The following is an 11,962-nucleotide window of genomic DNA, read 5'->3' on the forward strand; positions in this document are numbered from 1 at the left end:
ACCGTCTCAACGCGAGACGGCCGTCAAGGCGTCACTAGACGTAGAAATCCACATCCTCTTGCGCCTTGAGCAAGTCCCGCATGGTGATCGGGTCGTCCCCGAAGAAGAACACCAGGCCCCAGTGAGTGCCGAACGCTGAGCGGTCCGGGACCGTCTCTTCGGCCGGTGCCACCAGCTCGTGGGATTCGAAGTAGGGATGCTCGATGGTTGCCTTGGGCATCTCCAGCTTGCTGACCACACGACGGCGCGGATAAACACCGAAGCAGCCCGCATAGCCTTGCGCTCCTTCCACTTCCTTGGGGAAGAAGGCATCGACCTCTGCCTTGGTGCTCTTGGGATCGAAGACCAGCATCGATGCCTGATAGGCACTGAAGCCGTAGGCGCGCTCGATGAGCTCGAAGGCCTTGAAACCGGGCGGACGATAGGCGACTTCACCAAAGTACATCTCGCCGTCTGCCGTGACAAAGTACTCGGGATGGATCAAGCCGAACTTGATGTCGAAGGTCTTGATCAGCAATTCGATCTGCTTGGTGATCGCGTTGCGCCAGCTCTCGAGCTCCTTCGTGGCGGGAACGAACACTGAATAGCCCAGGGTTACGTATTCCGAGATGTTGAGGAACTTGATCTTGCCGTCATGGATCCAGGCCTCCACGGCAAATTCCCAGCCGTCCAGGTGGCTCTCCATCAACAGCGGATACTCTTCATCCGGAATATGCTCGATCTCTTCCATCGTACGAATCATGCGATGGCCGAGACAACCGGCCTTGTCGAAGGCCTTGACGTGAATCGGGTCATCGGGGTCGCCATCGAGCTTGAGCAGCGTCTGATTGACGCGCTTCATGAAACGAACGACGTCCTCCTTCTCGTGGGCCTCCTCGAAGATCCCCACGCGAATGCCGCCAAGCTGGGCGCGGCGCTTCATCAGTGCCTTGTCGCGGAACAGGATGGACTGTCCGTACATGCGCGGGTTGTCCATGAGGACGGAGTTGATCGCGCCTGACCATTCGACGGTTTCCTCGAACAGCGGGATGGCCACATCAACGCCTTCCTCCTTGAGCCGTTCCGCAATCTCCAGCGATCGATCATTCAGGCGAATGAAGTCCCAGGGAATGAACGGAATCTTGTTGGCTTCGCAGAAGTCGGCGGCCCACTCGGGCGCTACCACCACGTAGCGGCGGTCGAATTTCTGAGCCGCCTTGATGGCGTTGACGCTCCAGCCCAGCAGCGCAATGTAGCCCTTTTTGGGATCCTTGGGCGTTTCGGTTCCGCGAACCGAATCCATGGTCGGATCGGTCCAGCTCGAAATGTGCTCGGGGATGGGGGTTTCTGGTACTGATGACATACAGTGCACTCCTTCTGCGTTTAGCAGGAAATTGACGCTCGATTATTAGCGGTCTTTTCGAGCTTATAATGCCGGGTATCCAGGGGCTATCGCCCCGATGCCCAGCTATCCTGGGCCAGACGCATGGCCCGATCTACTTCATCGGTTGGAATAAGGGTCGGCTCGCTTTTTTCGAGCGGGTCGTAATGAAAGACGTAGAGTCGTGATGCGAACTGAGCAACCGGTAGCGAGGCCTCTCCGTAGAGTTCGCCATTACCTTGGGTCGAGGTGACGATCCCCTGTCCCCAGTCTTGCCCGCTGTCGTTGTTGGGGTTGAAGAAATACACGCGCATGACCTTGCTTGGGTCGAGGGCAAGGCGTTGAATCGTGATGGCGTGCCAGCCGAGGAAGCGCGTGGCGCTATCGGTCACGGCAATACCCGCTGGCTGCGGATTGATCACCGGGATGTTGCCATTGTAGAAGGGGTGGTACGCCGCATAGAAGTCACGGATAAACCCTTCGAAGTCCTTCAGCCCGCCGGTAAAAACATCGACTGCGATGCGGAACCCATGACCGACATAGTCGCCATGGAACTCGGGGTTGACCCACTTGTGCGGGTCCTCTCCACGCCCGACACTGCGGCGACCCATCTCGAAGTAGATGCGATCGAGGTGGGGCACGGTGAGCAGTGAGACGGCGTCAACATCCACGGGGGGCTCGGCTGCCAGGCCTGCACCGAGTTCGCGGGAGGAAATGTTGTTGCCTTCGAAGCGCATCACGATCTCGTCGTCGCGCGCCGCCCAGGCGACGATCCTCAGCAGGTCGGCCGGCGTATTGAAGGCCCACATGGACAAAGCGCGCGTCGACTGGCAGGTAGGATAATTACCCTGACCCACGCCTAGCGGGCGGCCGAGCACATTGAGAACGTCGGCGAGCAGAAAGCACTCTGGCGAGCGACGAGTTCCAAAGACTTCGGCAATCTTCTGTGCCGCGGCGTCGCACACCGATAGCCTCAGCTGTCGCCACAGCGACGGGGCCACGGGCGGCGAGTACAGAATGCCGCGCTCGAGCATCATGGCGAGACCATAGGCGGCCTGGCTGGTTTCGGCAAACAGGGCTTCGTCGATCAGCTTGTTGATCAACGCCGGGTAACAATGAAAGGCGTCCGCCCCCGTGTAGCTCAGGCCGAGTGCCGTGGGGATCAGCTCGTTCCATCGGTTGCGCAGGTAACGTATGAAAATCGGCATGTAGGGCGAGACCAGGCCGGTGCTGTGCATGGCCTGGGCAAAGGCAATGGCCTCCTGCAGCAGGACTGCCTCGTCCATGTTCTCCAGACGCTCGCCATAGACGTCAAAGCCGGGATCTTCGCGGCAGCCCTGGGTGGGGCTGAATACCGCATCGATCAGCTGCATGGCGTCGTCTCCGGCCTCGCCGGTTACCGCGTCCGGGTTATGCAGACAGGTGGCAATCTGGGTCACCATCTGCTTGACGCCGTCGACCTGGACCGGACGCTGCGCCAGGATTCGCCAGACTTCGGCCACCAGATGACCCAGAAGGTTCTGGTATCCCAGGTGCTGAAGCAGGTAGTGGTAAAGGTTCTGTACCGCGTAACCGAGCCGGTCAGGCCGCAGCCGGTCGCTTTCTTGCAGGTCGCTGACCACGATATCGAGGTTCATTGCCATCACCTGAGCAAGAAAGTGATTAGCATGCTCAGCCGAGATGGAAGGGTGCGAATAGTCTCCCTTGGCGACAGCCAGTAGACGAATCTGGCTGAGACTTTCGACCAGGGTGGCGATCGGATCGCCATGACGTACGGTGCGAACGGCGAGCGAGGGCACCAGTGTCTGCGGATAATCCCAGTCGCTGCCACCGAAGAAACCGGCGGCCTCTATCGCCGGCACTCGCGTATATAGGACTTCTAGCCCCTTGGCATCGAACATCAGGGGGCGGGCCGCATCGATGACCTCGAATACGGGAGAGACTTCAGCAATGGCATTAGCGGCGGACAAACGTTCGATTGCACCGTCGAGCTGTTTCACCAGTTCGACAGAAGTGCCATCGCCATGGCGGGAGGAGTCATCAATGTTATCGTTCATTGGCACTACATTCCGTCTTAGCTCGCGACATGTCAATCACATTTGGATAGGCCAGGCGCAGGCTATATGGCTGCTCCAGCGGCCGTGGCAACGGCGAATTCCGCTGTGAGTTCCTGGTTACCCTATGATTTTATGAGAAAAAAGCCGCTTGCTCTGGGCTGTGAAGTCGGCGATGGTCTGCCAGTCCCGGACGATGCGCGGTTCCATGTACCACTGCCGGGTAATGGTGTCCCTGAAACTCGGGGAGGCTGCGCTGAAGGATCGAGACCATGCAGAAATGCATGCCTTGGGCATCATCCGGAGACATCATCGCAGAGGGCCTGGCGTGCCTCCCGGCGGTTTCGTTCGTGGCCGGAGGGCAGGGGAGCGGTGGGGTCACTCAGCCAGGCTGCGATGTCGGCTTCGGTGCGTTCGCGCTGGGTGTAGCGGGTGAGCATATGGTAGCCCTGCGGGTAGATCACCAGGCGGATGGCCTCCTCTTCGGGCAGGCGCTCGAGGAGGGCGCAGATCGCCTCCGACGGAATGATGTGGTCCTCCGTGCCATAGAGGATCAGCGCCGGGGTGGGCAAGCGACGGGCGGCTTCCAGGCTGGCGTCCATGGCAAGGCTCACTCCGTGCAAGGTGTCGACTCGCGCATCATGCAGGATCAGCGGATCCTCGGCCAGCCTGCGCTTGATCTCGGGGTCATCGGTAGGCTCGATGCCGAGGTTCTGAACCGTGTTAGAGGAGAAGCGCAGCGCCGGGAAGAGGCGCACGCCGAGCCACAGGCCCAGACGCTGGTACCATGGCATGGCCTCGAAGCCCCACACCGCGGGCGAGATCAGCACGCTGCCATCTACGGGTGGCGGCTTGTCGCCGCTCAGGGCGAGAATCGCCACGGCACCGCCCATGCTGTGGCCCGCCAGATAGAGCGGAGTCTCAGGATGGCGCTCGCTCAGCAACTCAGCAAGCAGGGTGACGTCGTCGGCCAGTCGCGCGTGACCGGGCCAGATGCCTCGACTGGCGGTGCTGCCGAAGCCGCGCTGGTCGTGGGCATAGAGGGCGATGCCACCGGGTGACAAGGCCTCGGCGAGAACCTGAAAGGTGCCGCCGTACTCGTTGAAACCGTGGATCCCCAGCACGATGGCCTGCGGCTCGCCATCGCTTGGCCAGTACCGAAGTGGCAGCCGGTAGCCGTCCTCGGTAATCACCTGGTTCTCTGCCAACCGGGCCTCTTCGAGGCCGGGCCGTGGCGTCTGGCGAACGGCCCCTTCGCCGCAGCCGGCCAGCAGGAGCAGCACGCTCAGCGGTGCCAGCCCCATGGCAAACCGCCGGGCGATGGGTGCTTCCCCTCCGAACCAGGCCTTCACCGCGCTTCTCATGGCCGAGGCGGATAGCCCAGGGTGTCTCGCAGCCGCTCGGCGTGCGCCGCCACCCACGCCGGGTCGATCGGTCCCCAGTCCCGGATCACGTAGGTGCCGATGTTGTGACGCTCGCCGGCCATATGCTCGAACTCGCAGAGGATGTCCAGCTCGCCCAGCGCTCCGAGGGTATCCTGGGCGGTGCGCCGGGGCATGCCGGTGGCCACGGTGATCGCCGGTACGCTGGCGGTACCGGTGGCCACCAGGTGGGCCACATAGAGGCGGCGGTAGAAGCTGGTGCGAGTCTTGCTCAGGGACATGCTAGAGATCCTTGGGCTACAGGCTGACGCGGTCGATATGGCGGCGGAAATACATCTCCAGGCGCAGGGTCAGTCCCCAGCGGGGGTCGCGGTCGGCGTCCCGGGGAAAGTGTAGCGAGGGGGCGACGTCCAGAAAGGTGAACCCCTTGTGGATATCGCGGCGGAAACGCAGCTGTAAATAGCTGTCCTCGATGGTGGTGTGGGAGAGGCTTTCACCGAGCACCACGGCAGAGTAGCGCAGTACACTGCGGTTGTTGATGCGCTGGTTGAGTTCGGCGGCTTGGCTGAACTCCAGGGTATCCTCCGTCTCGCGCCACTGCACGTTGGTGAGAAAGCGCAGGTGACGTTTCTCGTCCACGGGCCGGCCCAGATCCCAGCGGGTACGCGCCGAGTAGCCGTCTCCATTGAACCAGGAAAAACGATTGTCGCTGTGCAGCTGCCAGGGGCCGTCCTCCAGGGTCCAGAGCCGCTGACTGGTTACACGTGCGTAAGGTTCCGGCGGCAGGCGCAACTTGATACCGGCTCCCACCTGGGTGTTCCAGTGACGGCTCTTGTCCTTGTCACCGAGCCTGCTCAAGCCCACCAGCAGGTCGCTGAAGCTGCTGGCACCGTCATCGGTGAGCGCCGACTCCCGTTCTGACAGGGTGCCGCGGGTCTCGTCGGGCTCGCTTTCGATGATCAGTCGCAGGCGCTCCTCGGTGGTGGGCAGGTCGAGGCGGAAACGAGCGCTCAGATCATGATCGAACGGCCTGCCTTCGCGCCAGTCCCATTCCTGGCTGAGGCGGAGATAGGAATCGGTGTCCACGGACAGCGCATCGGTGGTACCGAAAAAGCCGTCGATGCGGCGGGAGGTACTCTCCACCCAGCGTGAAAGGCCGGTATGGAAGGGCCCGATCCGTTCCTCGGCCCATTCCGGCAGGTCACTGTCCTCGTCGATGTCCGGGGTGTCGGCATGGACTGCGAGACCGAGGGTGACCAGCGAAATGGCTACCAGTAGCCGCAATCCCTTCATATCCGTCTCCCTCACCCTCGCCTTCTTTCGGGGAAGTCTACCGGCTTTGCTATCCTTCACACCATCGTCATGCGCCATTCTTGTATGGACATCCCGCTAGGTGCATTCGGCAGGGCCACGTTGATCGATATCAATGCAGGTCGCCAGATAGCTGCCATTCTGGAGGAAGTGAGAAAGTTTCATTTGATATGCTGGCTCGTCTGTACGCTGTCGAGGTAGCCTCGTCGGGAGAACCTATATGAGCTGGAATGTCTTTATCATCGGTCACGACGCGCTGAGCGAGCAGATGCTACCGCATCTGCGCCATGTCGAGGACTATGCCTTCCACGAGCTGCTGTCGTTTGACGAGGTCGTGCATGCCGATGAGTACCCATTTGCTCGCCTCACCGCGACCGCCCTGGCACAGCTCGAGCGCTTCCCCGGCTCGGTGGATGCCATCGTCGGTTACTGGGATTTTCCCACCAGCGGGCTACTCCCTGTCCTTCGTCGGGAAAGGGGCCTGCCCGGCCCGTCACTGGAAGCCTTTCTAAAGTGTGAACACAAGTACTGGAGCCGTCTTGAGCAGGCGCGAGCCGTCCCGGAGTGCGTGCCGGCCTTTCAGGCCATTGACCCCTTCGATGACCAGGCCGTCGATTCCATAGAGATCAACTACCCATTCTGGATCAAGCCGATAAAGGCCCACTCCTCGCATCTCGGTTTTCTTGTCGAGAGTGCCGATCAGCTGCGCGAAGTGCTACCGGTTATCCGTGAAGGAATCGGACGTTTCGGCCGGCCCTTCGATGAGGTCATGGCGCTGGCCGAGCTCCCCGAGGAGGTGGCCGCAGTTACCGGGCATCACTGCATTGCCGAGGAGATCATCTCCGCCGGTCGCCAATGTACCCTTGAGGGGTACGTCCAGAACGGCGAGGTCCACAAGGTAGGGATCATCGACAGCCTGCGGGATGACACCCATTCCTCCGTGCTGCTGCGTTATGAGTATCCCTCTTCGCTACCCGACGAGGTAAAAGAGCAGCTAGTGTCGATTGCCCGCCGTTTCCTTACCCGGATTGGCTACGACGATGGACCGTTCAACATCGAGTATTTCCTGGACGAGGAGAGCGATCGTATCTGGCTGCTCGAGATCAATGCCCGGATCTCGCGCTCCCATGCGGCGATATTCCAGCTGGTTGACGGGGCGCCGCACATGCAGGTGATGGTGGATACCGCCCTGGGCATCCCGCCTCGCATGCCGCACCGCGAAGGCGACTACGCCATCGCTGCCAAGCAGATGCTGCGCGTCTTCGAGGATGGCTGGGTGCGCCGTGTGCCCTCCAAGGAGGAGATCCGCAAGGTCGAGGAGAGGTTTCCGGGCACGCTGGTGCATCTCAACGTGCAAGAGGGTATGCGCCTGTCGGACCTTCAGCATCAGGACTCCTTCTCCTTCGAGCTAGGCGTGCTATTTACCGGGGCCGAGACACGCGAGGCGCTGTCCGAGCAGATCGAGGAGTGCCGACGGATGCTGCCCTTCGAGATCGATCCCCTTTCATCGCAGGACTCTCGCTGAGTTATTGCTGTACCCAAGGAGGCATGTGTCATGCGCGAGGTGACCGACTTTCCCAACGCGGTCGAGTGCCGGGATCCCGTCTGGATTCCCATGGACGACGGTATCGAGCTGTGTGCCCGCCTCTGGTTGCCGGAAGGCGCCGAAAAGGCCCCGGTGCCGGCTATCCTTGAATATATTCCCTACCGCCTACGCGACGGCTCCGCGCGGCGTGATGCCATGCACCACCATTACTTTGCCGGGCATGGCTACGCCTCGCTGCGGGTGGACATTCGCGGCAGCGGGGACTCCGGTGGCGTGCTCACCGACGAATACCTAGAACAGGAGCTTCTCGATGGCGAGGAGATCCTGCGCTGGATTGCCGACCAGCCCTGGTCGGACGGCAATGTCGGCATGATCGGCATTTCCTGGGGTGGCTTCAACGGGCTTCAGCTGGCAGCGCGGCGCCCGCCACAGCTCAAGGCCGTGGTCAGCGTCTGTTCCACCGACGACCGTTATGCGGACGATGTGCATTACATGGGCGGTTGCCTTCTGGGCGACAACCTCTCCTGGGCCTCGACCATGTTCGCCTATAATTCGCTGCCACCGGACCCATCGATAGTCGGGGATCGCTGGCGCGAGATGTGGCTCCAGCGGCTCGAAGGAAGTGGCCTGTGGCTGAAGACCTGGCTCGAGCATCCCCATCGAGACTCCTATTGGCAGCACGGCTCCATCTGCGAGGACTTCTCGCGGGTAGAGGTGCCGATACTCGCCGCCAGCGGTTGGGCGGACGGCTACTCGAATGCGGTCAAGCGCCTGGTGGCCGAGCTCCCCGAACAGTGCAAGGGCTTGATCGGTCCCTGGAGCCACAAGTATCCCCACCTGGGCGAGCCGGGACCGGCCATCGGTTTCCTGCAGGAGTGCCTGCGCTTCTGGGGTCGCTGGTTGAAGGGAGAGCAGACGGGGGTGGAAGAGGACCCCGCCATCCGTGTTTGGTTACAGGACAGCATTCCCCCCACCACCAGTTACACCCATCGCCCAGGGCGCTGGGTGACCGAACCCTCCTGGCCCTCGCCCAACATTCACCATTGGCGCCTGCCGCTGGCTCCCGGTCGACTTATGCTGGACGCCGAGCGCTGTGCCGATGACGAGGAGACGCAGAGCATCCAGTCGCCCCTGACCTGTGGCCTCTTTGCCGGCAAGTGGTGCTCCTACGCTGCGGGGCCCGACCTGGCCCATGATCAGCGGGAGGAAGATGGCGGTGCCCTGGTCTACGAATCTCCTCGGCTCGACGAGGATGTCGCCCTCATGGGCGCCCCGGAGCTCGATCTGGAGGTCGTTTCCGATCGGCCCGTGGCGATGGTGGCGGTCCGCCTTTCCGACGTGGCGCCCGATGATAAGGCCACCCGCGTTACCTATGGCCTGCTCAACCTGACCCATCGCGAGAGTCATGAGGCGCCGTTGCCTCTGGAGCCCGGCCGCCGCTACCGGGTCAGGGTGAAGATGAACGACGTGGCCCAACTCTTCCCGAAGGGGCATCGGTTGCGTCTTTCCCTCTCCACTTCCTACTGGCCCCTGGCCTGGCCACCCCCCGAGCACGTGCGCTTGACCATCCATCCGCAAGGCAGTGCCCTGCGGCTGCCGATTCGCGCACCGCGCGAGGAGGACGCGCGGGTGAGGCCTTTCGATGAGCCGGAAGCCGCACCGAGCATTCCCGCGACACAGCTTCAGACGGGCCATCACAACTGGTACGTGCACCGCGATCTCGCTGCCGATGCCTCGGTCCTGGAAGTGGTCAATGACAATGGCATCCATCGCCTGGAAGACAGCGATCTCGAAGTGGGGAGCCGGGCAGTGGAGACCTATCGCTCGCGTGACGACGACTTCGAATCCATCGAGGGGGAAACGCTCTGGGAGCGATCCCTGACGCGAGGCGACTGGAACGTCAGCACCGTGACTCGAACGGTATTGAGTTCGAATGCCGAGGAGTTCCTGGTTCACGCCACCCTGGATGCCTACGAGGGAAATCACCGGGTCTTCTGTCGCTGCTGGAACGCCACCATCAAGCGCAAGCTGGTATAGCCGTCAGCGAGAGCGGCCCGGATTCGAGGTGCCTCGCCCAAAGGAGCGGGGTAGTCACCTTGCCAGGAACCAGCCCTTCATGACGTCGGTGATGCGTCGCATATCGGTCTCCTCGGTGACATAAGCCGGCATGGTGTAGAGCCAGCGGCCGATGGGGCGAAGCCAGACGCCCTGGTCGCGAGCCCAGTCGCCTATGCCGGCGAGGTCCGCTGTTTCGTGGGCCTCGATCACCGCGGTGGCGCCCAACACTCGCACGTCGGCCACCGCCGGGTGCGCTGCCAGCTCGGCGTCTTCAAGCAGCGTCTCGCGCAGCACCCGGTTCAGCCCGGCGATCTTGCCCAGGTAATCCTCTTCCTCGAAGATGGCGAGGCTCTCCAGCGCCACGCGGCAGGCCAGCGGGTTGCCCATGAAGGTGGGGCCATGCATGAAGGCGTGCATCTCGCTATCGCCGATGAAGGCGTCATGCACCCGATCCGTGGCAAGGGTCGCCGCATGGCCCAGATAGCCCCCGGTGAGTCCCTTGGAGAGCACCATGATGTCCGGTGTGACCCCGGCAAGGTCGGCGGCGAACATCGTTCCCGTGCGGCCGAAGCCGGTGGCCACCTCGTCGAACACCAGCAGCACGCCGAACTCCTCGCAGAGTTCACGGGCGCCCTTGAGGTAGTGCGGCGAGGTCATGTTGAGTCCGCCAGCCGCCTGCAGCAGTGGCTCCATCAGCAGCGCCGCGATCTCGTGATGGTGGTGCTCCAGCACCCCGCGCAGGGCGGTGAGATCGTGCTCGACCTCGGCCGGCGTGGCAGTGAAGGGTGCGGTGGGGGCCGGGGCGAAGTGGTGTCGGGGCAGGTAGCCGGCGAACAGCGAGTGCATGCCCTCCTCGGGGTCGCATACCGCCATGCAACCGGCGGTGTCGCCGTGGTAGGCCTTCATCAGTGAGAGCAGGCGGTGCTTGCCCGGTTTGCCGTGCAGATGGTGGTATTGCACGGCCATCTTCATGGCGACCTCCATGCCCACCGAGCCGCTGTCGGAGTAGAAGACGTGGTTGAGCCCCTCGGGTGTGATGCGCACCAGTTCCCTGGCCAGGCGGTCGGCGGGTTCGTGGGTGAGTCCGCCGAGCATCACGTGGCAAAGCTCGTCCGCCTGCTGCTGTATGGCCTGGACGAGGCGAGGATGCCGGTAGCCATGGATCATGCACCACCAGGAGCAGGTGGCGTCGAGCAGCGTCTCGCCGCCCTCCAGGGTGAAGGTCGGACCCTCGCCGCCGATCACCTTGGGGGCCGGGCGCTGGGTCTTGAGGTGGGCATAGGGGTGCCAGACAGGGGAGGGGGAGTAGGGCATCAGAGGGCTCCGTTGCAGCATGGAAGCGGCATGACAGGCACGCGAAGTTGCCGCGCATCTCGGAAAGATGACGGACGGGAGCGCGTCGAGAAAGGGCAGAGATGATGGTGCGGATGGGGAGACTCGAACTCCCAAGCCCGAAGGCACCAGGACCTAAACCTGGCGTGTCTACCAATTCCACCACATCCGCACGGGTAGGCAGGCGAGCATATTCTACGGACGCCCCCGCGCAAGTCAATCGCCATCGGGCAGCTCCAGATGATCGGCCGCGTATTCGGCCATGGTGCGCGCCTCACAGGTTCCCAGCCGCGGGATAATGCCCAGACAGGGCGTGGGCAGCTTGGCCTCGAGGGTGGCCAGGTTGTCGCGGTAAAGGGCGTCGTCACTGGCGAATACAGGGTCTACCAGGCTACCGGCCCAACCGGCCAGGGTCAGGCCGTCTGCCCGTATCGCCTCGGCGGTGAGTCGGGCGTGGCTGATGCAACCCAGACGCAGGCCCACCACCAGGATCACCGGCAGTCCGAGCCTGATGGCCAGGGCCGAGAGGTCTTCGGACTCGTTCAGGGGCACTCGCCAGCCGCCAGCGCTCTCGACCAGGGTCAGGTTGCGCCCTCGCTCGAGCAGGGACCGAGTCCGTTCGACCAGGTCGTCGAGGGTCAGCGTCATACCGGCCTGGCGGGCGGCCAGGTGCGGGGCGATGGCCGGAACGAAGGCGAAGGGATTGATCGTGTCGTAGTCCGCTGTGGGATGGCACTGGGCCTGCAGGGCCAGCGCATCGGCATTGCGCAGGCCCTCGGGGGTCGGCTCACAGCCGGAGGCCACGGGCTTGAGGCCCAGGGTGGTCAGCCCTCGTCGGCGCGCCAGGGCCAGCAGGCCGCTGGTGACCAGGGTCTTGCCGGCATCGGTGTCGGTACCGGTGACAAAAAAGGCGCTCATC

At 62.9% G+C, this 11,962-nt stretch carries 9 protein-coding genes and 1 tRNA gene; 2 read left to right on the top strand and 8 right to left on the bottom strand.

The genetic code is table 11. From position 1 onward, the window contains the following. Positions 1–34: 34 nt before the first annotated feature. The 5 genes from U5L98_RS07415 to U5L98_RS07435 form a co-directional block, all read right to left on the bottom strand. Positions 35–1,282 carry a carboxylate--amine ligase gene (locus tag U5L98_RS07415; RefSeq protein ID WP_322557887.1) on the bottom strand — a complete coding sequence of 416 codons (1,248 nt, stop codon included), beginning with the start codon at positions 1,280–1,282 and terminating at the stop codon, positions 35–37. A gap of 146 nt (positions 1,283–1,428) precedes the next feature. After that, entirely contained in the window at positions 1,429–3,417 is a 1,989-nt protein-coding gene (locus tag U5L98_RS07420; RefSeq protein WP_322557677.1) for a hypothetical protein, read from the bottom strand. 293 nt (positions 3,418–3,710) lie between these two features. Continuing rightward, a complete protein-coding gene (locus U5L98_RS07425; RefSeq protein WP_322557678.1) occupies positions 3,711–4,766 on the bottom strand; it encodes an alpha/beta hydrolase in 1,056 nt (351 codons plus the stop codon). Between the two features lie 8 nt (positions 4,767–4,774). Continuing rightward, positions 4,775–5,077: a winged helix-turn-helix domain-containing protein gene (locus tag U5L98_RS07430; RefSeq protein WP_322557679.1), complete on the bottom strand. Its 303-nt coding sequence runs from the start codon at positions 5,075–5,077 to the stop codon at positions 4,775–4,777. A 16-nt stretch (positions 5,078–5,093) separates the two neighbouring features. Further along, complete coding sequence (locus U5L98_RS07435) at positions 5,094–6,089, bottom strand: hypothetical protein (protein ID WP_322557680.1); 996 nt, start codon at positions 6,087–6,089, stop codon at positions 5,094–5,096. A gap of 238 nt (positions 6,090–6,327) precedes the next feature. On the opposite strand from U5L98_RS07435, the gene U5L98_RS07440 reads away from it, so the two are divergent. Then, complete coding sequence (locus tag U5L98_RS07440; RefSeq protein WP_322557681.1) at positions 6,328–7,632, top strand: ATP-grasp domain-containing protein; 1,305 nt, start codon at positions 6,328–6,330, stop codon at positions 7,630–7,632. Between the two features lie 30 nt (positions 7,633–7,662). Further along, a complete protein-coding gene (locus U5L98_RS07445) occupies positions 7,663–9,690 on the top strand; it encodes a CocE/NonD family hydrolase (protein WP_322557682.1) in 2,028 nt (675 codons plus the stop codon). A gap of 54 nt (positions 9,691–9,744) precedes the next feature. On the opposite strand, the gene bioA is transcribed toward U5L98_RS07445, so the two are convergent. The 3 genes from bioA to bioD form a co-directional block, all read right to left on the bottom strand. After that, positions 9,745–11,025, bottom strand: coding sequence for an adenosylmethionine--8-amino-7-oxononanoate transaminase (gene bioA, locus U5L98_RS07450; protein WP_322557683.1), 1,281 nt, complete (start codon positions 11,023–11,025; stop codon positions 9,745–9,747). 105 nt (positions 11,026–11,130) lie between these two features. Beyond that, a tRNA-Leu gene (locus U5L98_RS07455) sits at positions 11,131–11,215 on the bottom strand. Positions 11,216–11,259: 44 nt separating this feature from the next. Continuing rightward, the gene (gene bioD, locus U5L98_RS07460; protein WP_322557684.1) at positions 11,260–11,961 is read right to left on the bottom strand and encodes a dethiobiotin synthase; all 702 of its coding nucleotides are present in this window, start codon (positions 11,959–11,961) and stop codon (positions 11,260–11,262) included. Position 11,962: the final 1 nt, after the last annotated feature.

The sequence above is a fragment of the Halomonas sp. genome, assembly GCF_034520545.1.
In the GTDB taxonomy this organism is placed as follows: Bacteria; Pseudomonadota; Gammaproteobacteria; order Pseudomonadales; family Halomonadaceae; genus Halomonas.

Bases quoted from the DNA above. Each gene is read 5' to 3' on its own strand.
- U5L98_RS07415 (WP_322557887.1), bottom strand. From the start codon at position 1,282: ATGGATTCGGTTCGCGGAACCGAAACGCCCAAGGATCCCAAAAAGGGC.
- U5L98_RS07420 (WP_322557677.1), bottom strand. From the start codon at position 3,417: ATGAACGATAACATTGATGACTCCTCCCGCCATGGCGATGGCACTTCT.
- U5L98_RS07430 (WP_322557679.1), bottom strand. From the start codon at position 5,077: ATGTCCCTGAGCAAGACTCGCACCAGCTTCTACCGCCGCCTCTATGTG.
- U5L98_RS07435 (WP_322557680.1), bottom strand. From the start codon at position 6,089: ATGAAGGGATTGCGGCTACTGGTAGCCATTTCGCTGGTCACCCTCGGT.
- U5L98_RS07440 (WP_322557681.1), top strand. From the start codon at position 6,328: ATGAGCTGGAATGTCTTTATCATCGGTCACGACGCGCTGAGCGAGCAG.
- U5L98_RS07445 (WP_322557682.1), top strand. From the start codon at position 7,663: ATGCGCGAGGTGACCGACTTTCCCAACGCGGTCGAGTGCCGGGATCCC.
- bioA (WP_322557683.1), bottom strand. From the start codon at position 11,025: ATGCCCTACTCCCCCTCCCCTGTCTGGCACCCCTATGCCCACCTCAAG.
- bioD (WP_322557684.1), bottom strand. From the start codon at position 11,961: ATGAGCGCCTTTTTTGTCACCGGTACCGACACCGATGCCGGCAAGACC.